Annotated in this window: 17 protein-coding genes; 6 read left to right on the top strand and 11 right to left on the bottom strand. The window is 49.7% G+C overall.

Going from position 1 to position 20,778, the window contains the following annotated elements:
• Positions 1-65 precede the first annotated feature (65 nt).
• On the top strand, positions 66-773 hold the full coding sequence (locus ACOI06_RS05750) for an SAM-dependent methyltransferase (RefSeq protein ID WP_420661568.1): 708 nt from the start codon (positions 66-68) through the stop codon (positions 771-773).
• Here the strand turns inward: ACOI06_RS05750 and ACOI06_RS05745 are convergent.
• The 4 genes from ACOI06_RS05745 to ACOI06_RS05730 are packed head-to-tail and all read right to left on the bottom strand — an operon-like array spanning position 770 to position 4,030.
• A complete protein-coding gene (locus ACOI06_RS05745) occupies positions 770-1,372 on the bottom strand; it encodes a sulfite oxidase heme-binding subunit YedZ (RefSeq protein WP_420661567.1) in 603 nt (200 codons plus the stop codon). The genes ACOI06_RS05750 and ACOI06_RS05745 overlap by 4 nt on opposite strands.
• 36 nt (positions 1,373-1,408) lie before the next feature.
• Positions 1,409-2,380, bottom strand: a complete 972-nt coding sequence (gene msrP / locus ACOI06_RS05740; RefSeq protein WP_420661566.1) for a protein-methionine-sulfoxide reductase catalytic subunit MsrP — start codon at positions 2,378-2,380, stop codon at positions 1,409-1,411.
• Positions 2,381-2,417: 37 nt separating this feature from the next.
• Complete coding sequence (locus tag ACOI06_RS05735) at positions 2,418-3,077, bottom strand: HAD-IA family hydrolase (protein WP_420661565.1); 660 nt, start codon at positions 3,075-3,077, stop codon at positions 2,418-2,420.
• A complete protein-coding gene (locus ACOI06_RS05730; protein ID WP_420661654.1) occupies positions 3,074-4,030 on the bottom strand; it encodes an RluA family pseudouridine synthase in 957 nt (318 codons plus the stop codon). The genes ACOI06_RS05735 and ACOI06_RS05730 overlap by 4 nt, the downstream gene beginning before the upstream one ends.
• A gap of 455 nt (positions 4,031-4,485) precedes the next feature.
• On the opposite strand from ACOI06_RS05730, the gene ACOI06_RS05725 reads away from it, so the two are divergent.
• Positions 4,486-7,629, top strand: a complete 3,144-nt coding sequence (locus ACOI06_RS05725) for an Rne/Rng family ribonuclease (RefSeq protein ID WP_420661564.1) — start codon at positions 4,486-4,488, stop codon at positions 7,627-7,629.
• A gap of 156 nt (positions 7,630-7,785) precedes the next feature.
• Here the strand turns inward: ACOI06_RS05725 and accD are convergent, their stop codons facing one another.
• From accD to pncB, 5 genes are all read right to left on the bottom strand, one after another.
• Positions 7,786-8,658, bottom strand: coding sequence for an acetyl-CoA carboxylase, carboxyltransferase subunit beta (gene accD / locus ACOI06_RS05720; RefSeq protein ID WP_420661563.1), 873 nt, complete (start codon positions 8,656-8,658; stop codon positions 7,786-7,788).
• Complete coding sequence (trpA, locus tag ACOI06_RS05715) at positions 8,655-9,509, bottom strand: tryptophan synthase subunit alpha (protein WP_420661562.1); 855 nt, start codon at positions 9,507-9,509, stop codon at positions 8,655-8,657. The genes accD and trpA overlap by 4 nt, the downstream gene beginning before the upstream one ends.
• A gap of 11 nt (positions 9,510-9,520) precedes the next feature.
• A complete protein-coding gene (gene trpB / locus ACOI06_RS05710; protein WP_420661560.1) occupies positions 9,521-10,723 on the bottom strand; it encodes a tryptophan synthase subunit beta in 1,203 nt (400 codons plus the stop codon).
• A gap of 77 nt (positions 10,724-10,800) precedes the next feature.
• Complete coding sequence (locus ACOI06_RS05705) at positions 10,801-13,020, bottom strand: RelA/SpoT family protein (RefSeq protein WP_420661559.1); 2,220 nt, start codon at positions 13,018-13,020, stop codon at positions 10,801-10,803.
• Between the two features lie 87 nt (positions 13,021-13,107).
• Positions 13,108-14,271: a nicotinate phosphoribosyltransferase gene (pncB, locus tag ACOI06_RS05700; RefSeq protein ID WP_420661558.1), complete on the bottom strand. Its 1,164-nt coding sequence runs from the start codon at positions 14,269-14,271 to the stop codon at positions 13,108-13,110.
• A gap of 341 nt (positions 14,272-14,612) precedes the next feature.
• On the opposite strand from pncB, the gene fdxA reads away from it, so the two are divergent.
• The 4 genes from fdxA to nth are packed head-to-tail and all read left to right on the top strand — an operon-like array spanning position 14,613 to position 17,154.
• On the top strand, positions 14,613-14,936 hold the full coding sequence (fdxA, locus tag ACOI06_RS05695; protein ID WP_420661557.1) for a ferredoxin FdxA: 324 nt from the start codon (positions 14,613-14,615) through the stop codon (positions 14,934-14,936).
• Positions 14,937-14,955: 19 nt separating this feature from the next.
• On the top strand, positions 14,956-15,768 hold the full coding sequence (locus ACOI06_RS05690) for a ferredoxin--NADP reductase (RefSeq protein ID WP_420661556.1): 813 nt from the start codon (positions 14,956-14,958) through the stop codon (positions 15,766-15,768).
• Positions 15,769-15,783: 15 nt separating this feature from the next.
• The gene (gene rsxB / locus ACOI06_RS05685; protein WP_420661555.1) at positions 15,784-16,413 is read left to right on the top strand and encodes an electron transport complex subunit RsxB; all 630 of its coding nucleotides are present in this window, start codon (positions 15,784-15,786) and stop codon (positions 16,411-16,413) included.
• Between the two features lie 45 nt (positions 16,414-16,458).
• Positions 16,459-17,154 (top strand): endonuclease III, encoded by a 696-nt coding sequence (gene nth, locus ACOI06_RS05680; protein WP_420661554.1) that lies wholly within the window; start codon positions 16,459-16,461, stop codon positions 17,152-17,154.
• Positions 17,155-17,167: 13 nt separating this feature from the next.
• Here nth and ACOI06_RS05675 read toward each other — a convergent pair whose 3' ends face one another.
• Positions 17,168-18,220 (bottom strand): tellurite resistance/C4-dicarboxylate transporter family protein, encoded by a 1,053-nt coding sequence (locus ACOI06_RS05675; protein WP_420661553.1) that lies wholly within the window; start codon positions 18,218-18,220, stop codon positions 17,168-17,170.
• A 343-nt stretch (positions 18,221-18,563) separates the two neighbouring features.
• Positions 18,564-19,883 (bottom strand): RNA-guided endonuclease IscB, encoded by a 1,320-nt coding sequence (gene iscB, locus ACOI06_RS05670; protein ID WP_420661552.1) that lies wholly within the window; start codon positions 19,881-19,883, stop codon positions 18,564-18,566.
• Positions 19,884-20,778 lie beyond the last annotated feature (895 nt).

The raw sequence follows: 20,778 nt of genomic DNA, 5'->3' as shown, positions 1-20,778 counted from the left end.
ATCGCATTCTTGTCAGCACAAACATCGCGTACTATGCTTGCCTATTCTTTTTGAGGCTTGTCGTTATGAAAGGCACTTTGCATCTCATCCCCGTCGGTCTTTCCGATACTCATGCAGACCAGTGGTTACCTGCCGGCGCAATCCAGACCGCAGCACAACTGACGCATTACATCGCTGAGAACGCAAAAACCGCGCGTGGTTTTTTAAACAAAATGCCACTTGAACATGCGTTGCAAAGTATCCACATTGAAACCCTAAGCAACAAAACCACCGACAGCGCCATTCGGGAATGGCTTGCACCTCTCAAAGATGGAATCGATATCGGCTTAGTGTCTGAAGCCGGTTGTCCAGCCGTGGCAGATCCCGGCTCACGGGTTGTCACACTGGCTCATCAAATGAATGCGCGTGTACGACCATGGGTTGGACCTTCTTCAATTTTGCTGGGACTTATGGCTAGTGGCTTAGATGGTCAACGGTTTGTGTTTCACGGTTATGCACCTATTCAACCTGATGCGCGTATTAAAACCTTGCGACGCTGGGAACAGCAATCTCGTCAACAAACGCAAACACAAATCCTGATTGAAACACCTTATCGAAACGCAGCCATGATTAAAGCGCTGACCGAAGCACTCAGCCCTCAGACTCGACTTTGCGTGGCAAGCGCACTGACCAGTGAAACAGAATGGATTAAAACGCAGACAATTGCACAATGGAAACAAACCCAATGGCCTGACCTGTCTCGTGCACCCACCCTATTCCTGTTTCAAGCTTAAGTTTTGCGCTGAGCATACCTCACAACGCGCCAACCTAAAAGCACCGCAACCAGCGTTCCATATACCTGAACCTGCGTAAAATCGAGCTTACCCGATTTATGAAGCCAGATATGAATCACTGCGGTAATGGCCAGCACATACACGAGACGATGTAATGCTTGCCAGCGCGACCCCAGACGTCGCATAGCCCAACGGTTGGACGTCAGCGCAAGCGGCAGCATCAACAGCCAAGTCAGCGCCCCAAACGTCACAAACGGTCGTTTAACCACATCCTCCAGCATCCAGGACAGGCTCAGACCATGTTCAAATACTGCCCAACCAAAAGCGTGCAAACTCGCATAAATAAATGTCGTTAGACCCAGATCTCGGCGTAATCGAAGCAATGCGGGTTGGCGCAAAATCACTCTGAGCGGTGAGATGCTCAAGGTCAGCAATAAGGCCACCATCGTCCAAGTGCCACTGGAATGAATCAGAAACTCCGGCGCATTTAAACCCAGACCATCTGTCCAACCCAAATAAAGCCAACGCAAAGCGGGCAGCGCCCAGACGATTCTCAACCATGGGCGAAGACGGTCAACCGTGTAAACAGATAGCTTCACAAACAGGTCCTTCGAAGCAAAGCCATTTCAAACAACCTAATAGTTTTTTCTGAGATCCAGACCCGAATATAGGCTCGCGACCTGATCCGCATACCCATTAAACATGAGTGTTGCGCGCGGTGATGGTCCGAACACACTGTCATTGCCCAATCGACGCTCCCGTGCCTGACTCCACCGAGGATGGCTCACTTCGGGATTCACATTGGCATAAAACCCGTACTCATGCGGTGCAACCTCTTCCCAGCTAGACACAGGCTGCTTTTCTGTCAATCGAATTGTCACAATGGATTTGGCTGATTTAAAGCCATATTTCCAAGGTACCACCAGTCGCACAGGCGCACCGTTTTGATTAGGCAACACCTCACCATACAACCCAAAGGTAAGCAATGTCAGTGGATTCATCGCCTCATCTAAACGCAAACCTTCACGATAAGGCCAATTCAGAATTCTGGATTTCAATCCAGGCATTGCCTTAGGTTGCATGTCCGTGACAAATTCTACATATTTCGCATTGCCAGTTGGTTCTACCTGTTTCAGAAGATCAGACAAGGGATACCCAATCCAAGGAATCACCATCGACCAGCCTTCAACACAGCGCAAACGGTAAATACGTTCTTGCATGCCCGATAGCTTGAGCAAATCTTCTAAAGCAAAGGTTTTAGGCTTCAGAACCTCACCCTCAACGCGCACAGACCACGGATCTGTTTGCATTGCAGATGCATAGCGCGCTGGGTCTGATTTTGAAGTACCAAACTCATAGAAATTGTTATAACCCGTCACCACTCGCTCGGGCGTTAAGGCATCCATGACAGAAAACGTTGGATTCAATGTGGCATCCAAACGCAAATCAGAAGATTCGGGCGTATTAGCCGATGCAAAGCCAGGTCGCGTCGCCCCCGTCAAACCTAAACCCAATAACGCACCAGCGCTCAACAACTGACGACGCTGTCGCCAGACCGTCTTGGACGTAATCTCACTTCCCAAGGGTTCATTCCAACGATTTCTCATATACATCCCCATGAGCGGCGATGTCGATCACAGATCGTTATGAGCCGCTACGTTCCAATAACCATGTCTGCAATTCCGGCAAACTTGTCACAAGTCCGACATTCGAAATCTGGTTGAGTTCACTTTCAGGATGTGCACCGTAAGTTACACCCAACCCGGCCATGCTGGCATTAGCTGCCATCGTCAAGTCATGTGAAGTATCACCCACCATCACAGCAGACTCAGCCTTCAGTCCTAACTCATTCAGAATTTCAAACAACATCGCTGGGTGTGGCTTTCCAGCAGTTTCATCGGCACATCGTGTCGTTGCGAACCAATGCCCAAGATCACCACGCGCTAATGCACGATCAAGCCCACGACGACTCTTGCCAGTCGCAACGGCCAACAACACATTTTGATTCGCTAGAGCTTCCAACATCGGAATAACCCCATCAAAGAGGGTCATTTCAGGGTCTTTACGGAAAAAATGATGCTGATAACGCTCGATGAACTTTTTCACATCCGATTCACGCAGATCAGGCACCGCATGCTTTAGTGCCTGTTTTAAGGACAAACCAATCACCCAGCTCGCTTGCTCATCACTCGGCACAGGCAGTCCGAGATCTGCACTCGCCGCCTGAATTGCCCGCGTGATGTCCGCTGTGGAGTCCATCAACGTGCCGTCCCAATCAAACACAACCAATTGATACTGACTCACAAACCCTCCGCTATTTTTAAAGCCTGCTCACAAGCAGGTGGCAACGGCGCATGCAACTCCAGTTTCTCTTGCGTTAATGGATGCAGAAACGTCAAATGCGAAGCATGTAAAAACATCCGTTTAAACCCAAGCTGCGCAAATTGCTGATTCACGCCTTCATCACCATACTTGTCATCACCCACAATCGGATGCCCTTCATGCGCCATGTGTACCCTAATCTGGTGGGTTCGACCCGTCATCAACTGGGCATCAACCCAGCTATATGAAGCATAACGCTGCACACATGTCATGATCGTATGTGCGTGCATGCCTTCCTGATCCACCCGCACACGACGCTCACCGCTGACCGTCAGCCAGCGCAATAACGGCGCACGCAAATGCTGACGATCGTTTAGCACCCGACCGCAAACCAGTGCTGCATAATGCTTTTCAATGTCGCCTTCTCTCATCATCGCATGCATACGCACTAACGCACGACGCTGCTTGGCCAAAATCAATAAACCCGAAGTATCTCGATCAAGTCGATGAACCAATTCGAGATATTTCCACTCAGGGTGTGCAGCCCGTAATGATTCGATCACACCGAACGACACACCGCTACCTCCGTGCACAGCAACACCCGCGGGTTTGTCAATCACGATCAGGGCATCGTCCTCGTACACGATCGGATAAACCCGAGCCGGCACAGGAGCTTGCGTAGTCTGGGCAATCCGAAACGGTGGAATACGCACGACATCGCCAATTTCCAAACGGTAACTGACGTTCGTACGACCACGGTTCACACGGACTGAACCCATGCGCACAGACTTGTATACATGGCTCTTAGGAACCCCTTTACAGAGTCGCATTAGGAAATTATCCAGTCGCTGACCTTCATGGGCAGCCGTCACTTCGACCAGACGTACCGCGGCTGTCTGTCCTCGATTTGGTGAATGGTCTTTGCGCTTATTCAAAACAGGCATATAATTCAGTCAGCCTTAAAAGATCAGGAATGCGAATGACGTTGAGACGACGCTTAAAAATCACGTGTCTCCGTCCTGGCATCGATTGTACCGCCAGCTTCGCCGGATCGAGGGTGACCGTTGGCTGGAGACCAGAAGTCCCAGCTCGGCTGAAACGAATGACTTACAAGAAAACTGTCGATATTTCTGCCACCAGGCAAGCGATCACGCATTGACTGGGGCTTACTTTATAAATTTTGCGGACTTAGACTGTAGTTGAATTGTGACCGACTGTATCCACATGGCATTGATGACTCAAAAACGGTATGTGCCATGCGACTTGTGAACTAATACAATGGCTTGGTTGAAATAAACAACCAGGCCTGAGTTCGTTGGAAAGCCGATTTCAACGGTCTCCTGGGCTGCGCGGCATTTTTTATGCCGCTGCAATCTGATGGAGATTTCGAATGAAACGAATGTTGTTCAACGCAACGCATCAAGAAGAACTGCGCGTTGCTATTGTTGATGGGCAAAAGCTCATTGATCTTGATATTGAATCTGCGGGTAAAGAACAGCGCAAAGGCAATATCTACAAGGGTGTCATCACCCGGATTGAACCAGGCCTAGAAGCCTGCTTTGTGAACTATGGCGAAGAGCGTCACGGTTTTCTGCCCTTTAAAGAAGTGGCAAAGGCCTACTTTAAAGAAGGCGTTGATGTCCGCTCTGCCCGTATTCAGGAAGCCCTGACTGAAGGGCAAGAACTGATTGTTCAAGTTGATAAGGAAGAACGCGGCAACAAAGGCGCCGCCTTAACCACATTCATCTCATTGGCAGGCCGCTATTTAGTCCTCATGCCCAACAATCCTCGTGGTGGCGGTGTTTCACGACGCGTGGAAGGTGAGGAACGCCAAGAACTGCGTGAAGCCATCGATCAACTCAATATCCCTCAAGGAATGAGCATCATTGCCCGTACAGCAGGGATTGGCCGTTCCGTCGAAGAATTGCAATGGGACCTGTCTTATTTGCAACAACTCTGGAGTGCCATTGATAGTGCTGCTAGCGCCAACGTGGCACCCATTCTGATTTACCTCGAATCCAGCTTAGTCATCCGCGCGATTCGCGATTACTACTCACCTGACATTGGTGAGATTCTGATTGACACCAATGATATTGCCGATCAGGCAACCGCTTTCATGAGCGTGGTCATGCCGGACAACGTCCAACGTGTCAAACGCTATCAGGATGACATTCCGCTCTTTTCTCGATTCCAAATCGAACATCAAATCGAAACCGCATATTCCCGTCATGTGCACCTGCCTTCTGGTGGTTCCATTGTGCTTGACCACACCGAAGCGCTGGTCTCTATTGATGTGAACTCTGCACGCGCTACACGCGGATCAGACATCGAAGAAACGGCATTACGTACAAACCTAGAAGCTGCTGAAGAAGCAGCCCGCCAATTACGTTTGCGAGATCTGGGCGGCTTGATTGTCATTGACTTTATTGACATGGATGACAACAAGAACCAGCGTGCCGTTGAAAACCGCTTGCGTGAAGCTTTGCACGTTGATCGTGCCCGTGTACAAATGGGTAAGATCTCCAAATTTGGTCTGATGGAGCTCTCACGTCAGCGTTTGCGACCCGCACTGAATGAAGGCTCACACGTCACTTGCCCACGATGCACGGGCACAGGCGTCATCCGTGATGCCGAGTCCAGCGCCTTACATGTGCTGCGCTTGTTGCAAGAAGAAGCCATGAAAGACAACACAGCAGCCGTGCATGCACAAGTGCCTGTGGATGTTGCCACTTTCTTGCTCAATGAAAAACGCAGCGACATTGCAAAAATTGAAGCTCGCCTCAAAATCAACTTACTGTTGATCCCAAACAAGCACCTTGAGACACCGCATCATATTATTGAGCGGTTACGTCACGACGATCCTCGTCTTGAGCAGCTGGCTTCCAGTTATGAATTAATTCAAGCACCGTCGACCGATGAAACTTGGTCACCACGCACGCACGAAATTAAGCCCAAACCTGAGGCACTGGTCAAAGCGACCACACCCTCACAACCTGCACCACCTGCCACACAAAAACCGGCTGCGACGAAAGCAGCCAGCAATGCGGGCGCTTCACTTGGTTTGTTTGCCACCATCAAACAATGGCTATGCAAAGTGTTTGGATCAGAAGAAGCCGCCCCTGAAAAAACTGACAAAGACACCCGCCACAAAGGCGGTGCACGCAGTGGCGCTAAACGCACCTCACAAGGCAAATCAGCCGATGGTCAGCAGCGTAATCGCCGTCCGTCACGCCAGAGCACTCAAAATCGTCGTAAAGCAGATGCTGCCAGCGATACACAAGACAGAGGCAACAGCCGCACGACACCTGAGAATAAAGCCGCTCAGGCAACAGATGAAAGTGGTGAAACACGGACTCGCAGCAGCCGCACCCGTCGTGGTCGTCGCAGTTCGAATAAGTCACAAAACAATCTGCAACAGAATGCGGCGCAACAAACAGACACCAGTGTCAACGAAGCAACCGCGACTGAGGCACAAACCACAGCACGTCCTTCCAGACAGTCTCGTAACGCGCAGCAACAGGCCCAAACAACACAACCGGCCTTTATTCCTGTCGCCGATCAGGCTGCTGCTGAATTAAATCAGTCAGCTGCCGAGCAACCCGGTGTAGAGTCGACCGAGTCGCGAGAAAACGGCACAACTGAGCGCACATCGTCATCACGCCGTCGTGGCAGACGAGGCAGACGCTCAAACAACAATACGGCTACAGAAAACACGACCAACAACCTGCAAGAAACAAGTTCAGCAACAGCAACCGTTGAATCATCTGCAGAATCCTCACCAACGCAACCTGTTGAGTCGAAGCCTCAAGTGGCACAGCCTGAGCAACCTGCACAGGCTCCTGCTGCACCAGTTCAAACTGCTGCGCCAGAGGCCGATAAGCCTGCTCCGGCACCTGTCGCAGAACCAGCCACAGAGAAACCTGCACCTGTTGAAACCGCTGCAGTCACAGCTGAACCTGAATCGGTAGAAACGGTTGCTAGCGAGGCAACTGTCACAACTGAAGTGTCAGCACAAGTTGTACCTGCTGCCCAAGCAGCACCGGTTGCGGTCAGTTCGGTGGAAAGTACCCCCGAGACACCTGCCGTTCAAGCGGCTGCTCCGACACAAGAAGCGACTGAACCACAGCCACGTCTGACACAGATCGAAACAGGTGATACGCAAGCCGTATCAGCCGTTGAAGCGCAAGCGACAACTCAAGTGAAAACTGAAACGTCTGAATCTGTTGAAAGCACATCTGCAGAAACGTCGCAAGCCTTGGCCAGTGTTGAAACGCAAACCACTGAAACAACGCAAGTGACCGTGTCCGCTTCAACCAATGGAACTGCGTCTGACTCTGTCATTAAAACAGATCGTCAAGCATTACATACGTTAGTGCAAGAAATCGGCCTTAAGTGGGTTGAGAGTGATCCACAACGTGTGGCAGCAGCATCCAAAGTGCCATATCGCGCACCAACTTTAGGTCGTGCACCCCGTATTCAACCACCTGTTACACAAGTGAGCTTAACGCAGGTTGAAACACGGACTTCAGCTTAATCCGCTGATATCGATGCGTGAAAGTTCGACTTAACTCAATTTAAGTGGGACTTTTATCATCGATAGCACGATTGTTTTCTGAGATCGTGGACCAATAAAAAACCGGCGTTTCGCCGGTTTTTTATTTGATCAAAACTTCAATCAAAGAACAGTGAATCAAGCTTGAAGATCCACCGTCTGATTCATAAAGATTCCCATAATTTGAGCAAGTTCATTGCGCATTTGGCGACGATCGACCACCATATCCACGGCACCCTTCTCTAGCAGAAACTCCGCACGCTGGAAGCCTTCTGGGAGTTTTTCACGCACCGTTTGCTCAATGACTCGAGGCCCTGCAAATCCAATCAACGCTTTTGGTTCAGCAATGACCACATCACCAACAAACGCAAAACTTGCCGAAACACCACCCATGGTGGGATCAGTCAAAATGCTGATAAAGGGCAAACCTTGATTGGACAGCTCTGATAGCGCAGCATTTGTTTTAGCCATCTGAAACAAAGAGAACAGACTTTCTTGCATTCGGGCACCACCCGAGGCGGTCACACAAATAAAGGGGGTGTGATGCGCCATCGCATGCTGCACGGCTCGCACAAAACGCTCACCCACAACAGAACCCATCGAACCACCCAGAAAATCAAAATCAAAGACAGTCAGCACACATGCAACACCATGAATGGAGCCGCTCATCGCGATCAAAGCTTCTGTTTCGCCTGTTTGTTTCACGGCCTCTTGAAGTCGATCGGTGTACTTGCGTGAATCTCTAAATTTCAACGGATCCTGTGAACGCGTATTCTGTCCAATTTCAACCTGCCCTTCTGGATCGAGCAAAGCCGCAACTCGGGCTCGCGCACCAATCCGAAGATGGTGATCACATTTAGGGCAGACATGGAAATTGACCGCCAAGTCTTCGTTATAAAGCACAGTTTCGCAAGAAGGGCATTTGGCCCACAAACCTTCCGGAACACGTTTACCTCCTGCATCTGTGCCTTTATTAATTCGTGGCGGCAGAATTTTTTCTAACCAACTCATGTTTGATCCCCAGCCTGTGATTTAACTACCTGATCCATCGCCTGACGAATCCCTGCCAACCAATCATGGCCAGCTTGAATGGCGGCTTCAGTCTGTTTCTCAACAGGTAGCCCTTCCCAAGCTTGCTGCATCACAGTGATTAATTTGCTACCAATGACAACAGCATCGGCAACCTCAGCAATTCGCGCCGCACTTTGTGCGTCGCTAATCCCAAAACCCACCCCAACGGGGATAGACACATGCTGTCGAATTCTGGCGACTTGTTGTGCCACATCTTCCACATCCAAGTGACCCGCACCCGTCACACCCCGTAAAGACACATAGTAAACATAACCACGTGCCAGCTGATCGACAGTCTTCATGCGATCCTCGGTTGAGGTCGGTGCAAGCAGAAAGATCGGTGCAATATTGACCTTCTCCAGCATAGCAGAAAAGCTCATAATTTCTTCAGGTGGATAATCCACGACGAGAATGCCATCAATACCAGCTGCATGCGCCCGATCAACAAATGTTTGCTGTCCCATGCGTTCAATCGGATTCGCATAGCCCATTAAAACAACCGGCGTCGTCTGATCTTGCTCACGGAACTGAGCCACAATCTCAAGCACTTTGGACAAGCCGATTCCTTGCGCAATCGCGTGCTCTGCAGCTTTCTGAATCACGGGACCATCGGCCATTGGATCTGAAAACGGAATACCCAACTCGATCACATCAGAACCCGCTTTCGCCAATGCATGCATCAAGGGCACTGTCGAATCAGCCAGTGGATTTCCAGCCGGAATATAGGGAATCAATGCGGCACGACCTTGCGCGCGCAATTGATCCAGCGTACTAGTCAGTCTGTCAGTCATCACTCAATTCCTTAGATGATATCGATGCCGCTACGTTTGGCGATGGTATTGATGTCTTTATCGCCCCGACCTGACAAGTTCACCAGAATGATTTTGTCCTGAGGCAACGTTTTAGCCAGACGGCTGGCATAGGCCAATGCGTGTGAGCTTTCCAGCGCTGGGATAATACCTTCAATCCGGCAACATGTATGGAATGCCTCTAGGGCTTCATCATCGGTCACCGTCTCGTATGTTGCGCGACCAGTGTCATGCAACCAAGCATGCTCAGGCCCCACGCCTGGGTAATCCAGTCCGGCTGAGATTGAATGGGTCGGCAGAATTTGTCCTTCCTCATTCTGAACCACATAGGTCCGGTTGCCATGCAACACACCCGGGAAACCGGCATTGAGCGGTGCTGCGTGCTTGCCACTTGCCAAACCGAGTCCGGCGGCCTCAACACCAATCAACTTAACCGCTTCATCGTTGATGTAGGGATAAAACAGACCCATCGCATTAGAGCCACCACCCACACTCGCCACCAAGTAATCGGGTTGACGTTGGGCCGCTTCTTGCATCTGAACCTGTGCTTCTTCACCGATCACCGATTGAAAGTTGCGCACAAGCATCGGATAAGGATGTGGGCCTGCCACAGTGCCGATAATATAAAAGGTGTCATCAACGTTCGTGACCCAGTCACGTAACGCTTCATTTAAGGCGTCTTTGAGGGTTTTAGAACCGGCCTCAACAGGCACAACGGTTGCACCCAACAATTTCATGCGATATACGTTCGGAGCTTGACGCTTAACGTCCTCGCTTCCCATGTACACCACGCACTCCATCCCAAAGCGTGCACAGACAGTTGCCGTGGCCACACCGTGTTGACCAGCACCGGTTTCAGCAATGATGCGCTTTTTACCCATCCGATGTGCCAACAAGGCTTGTCCGAGACTGTTGTTAATTTTATGGGCGCCCGTATGATTCAGATCTTCGCGCTTAAACCAAATTTGTGCGCCACCTAATTGCTCAGACCAACGTTTTGCGTAGTAGACAGGCGTTGGGCGTCCCACAAAATGTTTAAGCTCGTAATGATATTGTGCGAGGAACTCTGGATCCTGATGGTATTTGTCATAAGCTTCTTGCAACTGCGCAAGTGCTTGCATCAATGTTTCAGCAACATAGACGCCACCATAAGGACCAAAGTGGCCCGCCGCATCTGGAAATTCATAGGGTTTCAAGGCGTATGCCTCCATGCCAGCAGAATAAAACGTTGATTTTACCAGCCTGATGCAACTAGACCCACAATCGACTGCTCTTAACGCCTTTCTGCTTCAACCACGCCTGGCACTTGGTTCAAAGTGGCCAGTGCTTTAGTCAGCACTTCACCATCTGTGACTTCGACCGTAAAGACCATATGCGCTAATGAACTGCGGCTATGTGTATTTACACCCACGACATTCAAACGCAAACGGGCAAACGCTTCAGACAAGTCGCGAAGCAAGGTGGTGCGCTCTTTGGCACGAATCACAATATCAACCGGATAGCTGGCTCCACTATAGGTATCCCAACTAACATCAATCACCCGTTGCGGCTGCGTTTGCAACAGCTGCTGAAAACTTGGGCAGTTCTGACGATGAATAGATACACCCCGCCCACGGGTGACAAAGCCGCCAATCGGATCCGGCGGTGCTGGGCGACAGCAACGAGCCAGTTGCGTCAGTAAAGAACCGACCCCCTGCACCAAGACACCAGACTCACTAACAGCACGCTCTTTGGGGGGTTGACGCATCACTTGCTCAAGGAGATTGTCGTCTTTTTCTGTTGACTCCGGGGTCGCTGGCTTAACAGCCGTTTCAATATTCTTAAGACTGAAATCATCTTTAGCAACGGCCACATACAGGTCATCGGCGCGTGCGAATCCAAGTTTTTGTGACAATTGCTCGTGATTAACAGCCGTTTTACCCAGACGTGCAAGTTCTTTGTCCACCAACGTATGCCCTTGCACAATACGTTGCTGTAACTCAACCGCATTAAACCAGGAACGGACTTTGGCTCTGGATCTCGGACTGACCAGATAACCCAACTGCGGGTTTAGCCAGTCACGCGACGGACCACCCGCTTTGGTGGTCATAATTTCAACCGTTTGTCCCGTTTCCAATGGCGTATTGAGCGGGACCATCTGTCCTTCCACCTTGGCACCCCGGCAACGATGTCCTAAGTCTGTATGGAGGTAATACGCAAAATCAACGGGAGTCGCCCCACGTGGCAGTTCAATCACCCGTGCATGTGGCGATAGAACATAGATACGATCAGAGACTGTGCTCGTTGCGTCCGACTGGACTTCTGCACCCGTTTCTCGATCCGCATCTGTTTGCCATTGCACAAGCTGACGCATCCAAGCGAGCTGACGTGAATAGGCATCGCCTGCTGTGGTTTGCCCTCCTCTGGTTCCAGATTCTTTATAACGCCAGTGAGCCGCCATCCCATACTCAGCAAACTCATGCATCGCTTGGGTACGGATCTGGATTTCAAAGGCACGGCCCGACTCGTCTTCAACCACGGTATGCAAAGAACGGTAACCATTGGGTTTGGGTCTAGCAATGTAATCGTCAAACTCTTCTGTAATCGGATGCCAATGACTGTGCACAATACTCAAAACACCATAGCAGTCACGCTCTTCGGGCACGATGACACGTAACGCTCGCAAGTCATACAAACGACTGAAATCCACTTCTTTATTGCGCATCTTGTTCCAGATGCTGTAAATATGCTTAGGTCGACCGTAAATCCTGGCATCAATGCCTGCCTCTTGCATGAGGTTTTTCATGCGGGCAACCGTCTCTTCGATAAATGCTTCACGCTCACCACGAGTCGCTTCTAGTCGGCGCGCAATGTCTCGATAACGTTCTGGCTCTAAAAAGCGAAACGCGAGGTCTTCCATTTCCCATTTCAGCTGCCAGATTCCAAGGCGGTTCGCTAATGGCGCATACAAATCCAGTGTTTCGCGCACCAAGGCAGGATCACAAGGTGCTTTCGTACGAGCTGCCCAACGCAAAGTTTGCAATCGGGAAGCCAAGCGAATCAACACAATACGCAAATCAGCAGCCATTGCTAGGAGCATTTTGCGCAGCATCTCTTTTTGATCTGCACGGCTCTCAGAATTGTCTTTCTGGCGCGTGATCTTTAAAGTTAATTCGCGCAGTTTGAGCAGGGCTCTCGTGCCCTGCATCAATTTCATAACATCGGGGCCAAATTGCTTCTGAATTGGATCTAGTGTCTGTCCCTGATGGGGTGGCACGCACATTAGAATTGCAGCCACGCGTGTGGCGGCATCGGTGTTGAGGGTCGCCAAGGTCTGAGCCGCACCAGACACATGATCAAGTAAAGGCTCCCCTGAAAGTGTGACGTTTGCCACATAGTGAGTCTGCACCCATTGCACGGCCTTGGCCACATCTGCCCGACCTTGTTCAGGTAAGCCTTGCATCCATGCATCTAATAATGTCTGCTCTGGCCATTGACTCACATCTGAGACCATCTTGTCCTCTCTCCAAAAACACGCATTCGCAACACATGCCTACAACTAAGTCGCTAGGATAGCCCAAGCCAATCCCTTTCAGACGAATCAGACTGCCAGACTCTGTCTAAGGTAGGCCAAATAATGCGGATCTTCACAAACGGCTTTAGCCGGATTCTCAGACAATTTGGCCACAGGATAACCTTCACAATGTGTCATTTTGATGACAATTTGTAGTGGCTCATGCCCCACGTCATTGGTCAGTTGTGTCCCGATGCCATAAAACGTCCCCGCCCGCCCATCGATATAACGTTCGATTTCTAACGCGCGTTGAATAGTCAGACCATCAGAAAACACAAAAGTTTTCTGTTTCGCATCAATCCGGTGCTGATGGTAGTGCGCAAGCATTCGTTCGGCCCACACGAGTGGATCACCCGAGTCGTGGCGCACGCCATCGTACAACTTACAAAAGTAGCGATCAAAATCGCGCAAAAACGGTGTCAGCGTATATAAATCCGTCAAAGCAATCGACACCTCGCCACGAAACTCGCGTGCCCACAAATCCAGCGCAAAGCGTTGTGATTGCACAGGCCCAGTGCCCAAGACTTGGCAAGCCTGTAAATACTCATGCCCCATGGTGCCAATAGGCTTTAACTGATGACGTTTTGCGAGCAGTACATTGCTTGTGCCGGCCAACTTCAGACCCAGCTGTGCTTTAAGCGTCGAGACGACTTCATCTTGCCATGCGCCGCTATATCGACGCCGTGTGCCATATTCAACTAAACGAAAACCCGTCAGATCTTGCGCCGCTTGAATAGCCTCGATCTTTTTCTGAAGACGAATGCGGCCAGTGTCCAAATCCGCCTGGCTTCGTTTGCGCGCAAAATAAATCTCATTGATCAGTGCCAGCACAGGCACTTCAAACAAAATCGTCTGCCACCACAACCCTTGAATCTGCAGCTTTAATTGACCCGTTTGCTCACAGACCTCAAGCTGCACAGCTTGCTCAGGCAATTGAAACGATGTCAAAAAGCTAACAAAGTCTTCACTCAAATAAGGCAGTGAGCGTAAATACGTGAGTTCCGCCTCGCTAAAACGCAACTGACTAAGCGCTCGCACACCCGAGTCAATTTGTGTTTCCAAACCTCTAAAATCAGCCTCTGGTGTACGACAATAAAACTGATAGCGAACATGCGCACCTGGATAATGATGTAGAACCAGTTGCATCATCGTGAACTTGTAGAGGTCCGTATCCAGAAGCGAAGTCATCATCAAAACAAATCTCAAATAATTTTTAGCATTATGGCAGAAGTCACCAATTCTTGATAGCAAAGCCAGCGAAATTGAGCGACAACGCCTCAGACTGGGCTATCCTTTAGCATTTAGGCACGAAGGACCCCATTGGGTATTTTTACCCTATCGTCCCTATAGCGCCATGATCTTCAGGGTATTCCTGATGCCGCAGCAGCTATATCCGTTAAAATTCAATCAAGTGGTTACTGTGCTGACCCAATCTAGCCCGACTTTTTGAGTTCGGCTCAGTGGTCGCATGTAGCCGAGTGGTTTAAGTCAAACCGTCGCCACATTAGTGGCAATTTTCATCGAATACGACTATGACTCACGTTGTTACAGAAAACTGCATTAAATGCAAATTTACCGATTGTGTGGACGTCTGCCCTGTCGATTGCTTCAAAGAGGGACCGAACTTTTTGGTAATCGATCCCGATGAGTGCATCGACTGTGCCGTCTGCATCCCTGAATGTCCAGCAAACGCCATCTTCGCTGAAGAGGATTTGCCCGCGGATCAGGTGAAATTTATTGAAATCAACGCTGAACTCAGCCCGTTATACCCGACCCTCAGTCGCGCGAAAGATCCGTTACCGGACGCCGATGAGTGGAACGGTGTGGCCGATAAGCTGAAGTATATGGAGCGTTAAATCAAACGAGGATTTTCTTTTGAGCCAAGAATCAACTGACTCAACCGAGAAGTACACACGACAGACCATCCTTGAGGTTCGTACGTGGGATCATCCAAGCTTATGTTCTGTGCGTGTCACACGACCTGAAGGTTTTCAGTTTCGTCCGGGGCAGTTTGCTCGGATTGGATTGCCGACCTCAGACGAAAGCGATACGCCGGAGATCTGGCGTGCCTATTCGATGGTCACACATCCTGATCAACAATCTGAGCTCGAGTTCTACAGTGTGACTGTCCCAGAAGGTGAATTCAGTCCGAGACTCGCTGCACTCCAACCCGGTGATCCACTCTGGATTGAACGCAATCCTTTTGGATTTCTGACGCTAGAGCGTTTTGGGTACAGCAATACCCTTTGGTTATTAGGAACAGGAACCGGTCTATCAGCCTATTTACCCATGCTCAGCGATCAGGAAACATGGGATAAATTTGGAACTGTCATTCTGGTCCATGGCGTCCGCACCAGCGACGAACTAGCCTACCGTGAAGAGATTGCACAATACCAGACCAATGCCACAGAAAACCATTCAGGCACCCTGATTTATTTGCCCGTGACTTCGCGCCAACCATGGCCGGCACCTAACCAATCGGTGGCTAGCAGTCGCATCACGACAGCCATTGAAAACGGCACACTTGAAAAAGCAGCGGGCCACTCACTTGACCCTGAAAAATCATGCGTCATGTTGTGCGGCAATCCAGAGATGGTGACCGAGGTCAGAAAAATGTTGTCTGAGAAAGGATTTGCAGCGGGCCGACGCGGCAATCTCGGTAACCTCGCCGTTGAGAACTACTGGTAAGTGTTCTAAGTTGCGATGACTAAGCCGCTTAACGCTCAGACCATTGATGCCTTACTGCCTCAGACACAATGCACGCAGTGCGGTTATGACGGCTGTTTACCCTATGCACAAGCCATTGCGCAAGGTGAAGCTGACATCAATCGCTGCCCGCCCGGTGGTGATGAAACCATTCGGGCTTTGTCTGCGCTTGTGGGTGCGCCGGTTAAGCCGTTAAATCCCGAGTGTGGACAAACCAAACCCCTCATGGTTGCCGTGATTGATGAGTCTCACTGTATTGGCTGTGCGTTGTGTATTAAAGCCTGTCCAGTCGATGCCATCGTCGGTGCCAATAAGCGCATGCATACCATTTTGCCAGACTGGTGTACAGGTTGTGAACTGTGCGTTGCCCCCTGTCCGGTCGATTGTATTGAGATGGTGCCGGTCACTGATCCACAACTACAATGGTCACCTGAAAGAGCACAAATTTCACGTATACGCCACCAGCGCCTGAAAACACGACGCGAGCAACAAAGTGAACAAGCACTCAAAGCCCCTGAAGTCACCAAGCATCTGAGCACACCTTCAGGCGAACCCGCCAGCAAAGCCGATGTCATCGCCGCCGCCCTAGCTAAAGCGCGCCAGCAACGTTTGGCTGCAAAAAGCTAAGCCTTAACTTTGGCCACTTGCGGCCTCACGTTTTTTCTAAAAGCCATGAACCGAGAAAACCGACAGAAAATCTTCGAGCTGTTTCGTGAAAACAATCCGCATCCAGAAACAGAGCTGAATTATGCAGACAGCTTTCAGCTGCTTATTGCAGTTTTATTGTCCGCGCAGGCCACGGATCGTTCGGTGAATCTGGCGACAGAAGATTTATTCCGTGATCACGGCACCCCAGAAAAAATGCTAGCGCTCGGCGTTGAAGGCGTCGAATCCTATATTCGTACCATCGGCTTATATCGCACAAAAGCAAAACACGTTATTCAAACCTGTCAGATCCTGATCGATCAACATCAAGGCGAAGTCCCACGTGACCGTGCTTCATTGGAAGCCCTACCGGGTGTGGGCCGAAAAACCGCCAATGTGGTTTTAAACGTCGCTTTTGGTGAGCCAACAATTGCGGTGGATACGCACATTTTTCGGGTATCAAACCGTACGGGACTCGCGCCTGGCAAAACCGTTCTGGCGGTCGAAAAGGGATTAGAAAAACACATTCCTGCCGAGTTTATGCTTTACGCCCATCACTGGCTGATCTTGCATGGACGCTATGTCTGTGTCGCGCGCAAGCCTCGGTGTGAAATCTGTCAAATCTCGCAGTGGTGTGACAAATACAAAAAAGATCAGCGCGCTTTAGAGCGACGGGCAAAAAAACTGCCTCGTAATTTGAAAAGAAATACTCCACCGTTATAAAAACCCTACTTCTCTATTTTCTGATAGAAACCGATATTGACTTCAAGATCTTATGGATCAGTCCGCCGCAAGTGGCAAGCCATAAGATCGCTGCTGCGTAGAGAAAAACATGAGGGACAGATCGAATAAAACCAAGATCAAAAATCTCAATGATTTCATACGTGCTGGCAGCATACATGCCAAGCGGAAAAATCAGTCCCCAATAGATGGGATTGTAATTGATTGGGTAATGCTTATAGATTTGTCGCCAGATTTCCAACAAAATCAAAAATGGAATCCACCAGGTTCCAGCAGACCAGAAAAACAAAGTCAGCCCCTTCAAGAAAGGGAGCATGCTTAAAAGCAGCTCAGATTCTGGGGAAATAACAATTAACCGTGCGCCTGCCAATGTGGATATCGCCATGCCTCCCATGTTGATCCAATACGACGGCGAGAGATCTTTTGGCGCAAAATCTCTAAACAAATAACGATAAAAAATCATCGTCATGATTAAAAAATAAAGCGCCGCGCCAGCAAACCACATAATTAAAATAAAAAACTCCAGAAACGCTGCATTGAATAAAGCGTTTTGGTGTATTAAAAAACTTCCTAAGACCGTTACAGACTGAGTTGCCACAACAATTAACAGCCAACTGCCATTAAGCCCCGTTTCTAACGTTGGTTTTTGCGGCTGTATGGTGATTGCTGTAAAAAACACGTATGTCAGGATCACCCATAAGATGCAAGAAAACATCCATAAATAACTTGCTAATGTATAGTCACCATCCAAAATAACAAACTGGCTGCCTAAAACATTGGTGGCTGCAACAACACTAAAAAAACCAGGCCCCCCAAGATAGTCAGATAGCTGGCCTACAAATGATTTGTAGTCATTGATGATGACGACTATCGTCAAAACCCAAAGAACGACAAAGAAAACAATATTGACGTCAAATAAAAATCTTGCAAGCCATTGCACGTTTAAAAAATGCGCGGCAATAGATATGATCCCCGTGGCCATCACAAGACCAAAGTTGGCAGGCGCAACCGCAGAAGCATCCAGTGTTTTTAATTTATTCAGAAGCATTTTTTACCTAAAATATTCTGATTACTTCGTTTAATAATTTCTACTGACTCGTGGCAGCAAATCATGGATGGCCAATCTGAAATTAACACAACTCTCAGAGTCATCATCTATCTGATCGCGATCTCCAGATCTAGGCAACAGGCCTGAACTTCCATGAAGTATCGCGTATTCAGATTTTGTTTATAAAAGCTTAAGTATGCAAGCTCTTACGGCATAAACGTGCGGTGTCCGCATCAAGCAATCCCCAATCCTCAAGAGTTGCTAAAATCTCAGGCTTTCCCACTTCATCAATTTTGCGCGAGAAACCCGGTACTTTAGTGTCTGGAGGGATAGCGCGTGGTCGTTAGGCCACCCTGTCTCTCGCTTCCTCCGTTTTGTGTTGTGCTATCAGATGGTAACCATAACCATCACTCCGTTGGAGCAACTGGCAGTATTTGTGACTAATGCCTTGAATGATACCGGCCTGTGTCTGGATATTGAAGTTGCCGGTTTGCCGGACAGCAACACGGCCAATGTGAGTTCCGGCTTTTTTGCCCGAAGGTACAACAGCCCTGACTCGATCACCGGTCTGAAAGCCGTGTACCTGCTTCTGACGCATTAGGTAGCCACGAGGAAAGCCGTGCCGAGTCAATCGAGTTGTTTGATAGCTGCCTCGGCCCGTGCATTGAATGAGCAGAGTTGGTCGGTGAATATGGGTGACAGCAGAGACCGTACCGACACAAGCCGCATCCAGCGCATGAGTTTTGGCGATGCCCAGCTTGCGGCGGTTAAATTTAGTTTGTCCGCCTGTAGTCAGTTCTAGCGGCAGGCAGGTGCGTGTGAGCACATCAGCCAGTGCATTGCGGGTGGTATTTACAGCGGCTGCATCTCGTAGGGGTGCCTTGGCTTGAGCCAGTATGCGCTCGAGCACATCCGGCCTATTCGCCAAAAACTGCTCGATGGGTTGGTTGCCTTTCTGCTGATTGCAACAACGGCACGCAAGCGTCAGGTTGGATACACGATCACTGCCGCCTTTTGATTTGGGCTGGATGTGCTCGATTTCCAGTGGTACATCGACCGCCTTGCAGTAGGCGCATGAGCGCTTCCATTTTTCTAACAGATATTCGCGCACTTCGTATCCGAACAATGTACCCTGTTGGTATTCAATCCCTGTGATTGCGGGATTCTGTAGCTTTTGCATGTCAAAGCGTACTTGCTCATACGACAAAGCCGTGAGTGGTGCCCAGCGCTGAAGGCGCTTGACCCAGGCCATGGTCGTATCGACTCGGTGCTGCAGGCTCGGTGCCACCCAGCCCTTGGGCTTGGTGCGATTATTAAACCGAGGTGCTCTGTGCCGCAGATTGGCGGTGCGCCGACGCCGACGCTTGGCCCGGCGTTGCTCTAGGTTCTCGCTGATGTGATTGCCCCGGTGTTGCAGCTCCATCAGGTTCAGTACCTTGGCGTGACGGGTGATCTCGCCGGTGCCGGTATCGATGGTTTCTTTATCTTGCACCAGTGCCATGCCGGTTCGTTTGCTACCGTGGTCAATTTTTAAGCGTAGTGGCTGCAACACACTGTCCTCTTGTGTTCGGTCAATCATCCGAATCACAAAAGGAACCCTTCGGTGTACCCGCGCACGCCCACGCTCCAGTAGCAACCTGGCCCGTTTCTCGGTGCAGGGCATCAATGGTTTGCCTCGCTTATCCAATACATAAACCGCGATGATGAGACTCCTTTCAAAACAAAACCCTTACGGGTCTAGTCACGCAGGGCTTGCTCCCTATCTCCCCTCGGGAATGTTGGTAACCGGCTCCAGTACAACGTACTGCAGTGAGAACCTTCGGCGCTTTACCTTTCGCCAGCATGATCCAAACCTTCCAGTGTCCGGGACTGAGGAAGCATCTCGGAGTGGGTCTTAGCGACCTGTTGCAAACGTAGCGGTGCGAAACCGCTGACCCTGGTCAACCTGGCTTGCTTTCACAAGCCCCTTCCTTTAGGGAGGGGTAGTTGACCCAAAACCTGTGCGACCGTCACACTTTTCTCCTTGTGTGTGGTCTCGAGATCGAGACTGACGTTCGCAAATTCAGCAGACAATCGTAGACATTTAACCATGTCACGCAATGAAGCCTTAATGCCTTTTTCGCTTTCAATTTTTTCTGAATAGCCTTTATCAACGCATTTTCTGGTAACTCATATAGATCCTCCCACAGATCGACGTAAATAACTTCAATGCCAAGCTTTTCAAATGCAGGTTTCAAATCTTCACGCAAAAAAGTCGATTTTCCTGTTCTACGTGGTGCTGCTAAAAACGTGCCCGATTCGGCTGCTTTTTGATGCAACAGATATTCAATATATCTTTTCGCTACCTCTGGACGATGAAAGATAGGCTAATGGGTATGTAGGTTGGTTTTCATGACAAAAATGCAACTGAAATTGTAAAAAATTATATTGTTTTGCCAAATATCTATCAAACTCTTAGTACAGACTGATCAGCCTTCACTACTCCAACCAACCATTGAAATGACCTGTCGCTTGGCTCACTAGTTTTGAGCATTTAGCGGGTGAGTGCGAATCATCGT

The sequence above is a fragment of the Orrella sp. 11846 genome (assembly GCF_048820935.1).
Lineage (GTDB): Bacteria > Pseudomonadota > Gammaproteobacteria > Burkholderiales > Burkholderiaceae_B > Algicoccus.
This window is presented reverse-complemented; position numbering and strand designations above follow the sequence as displayed.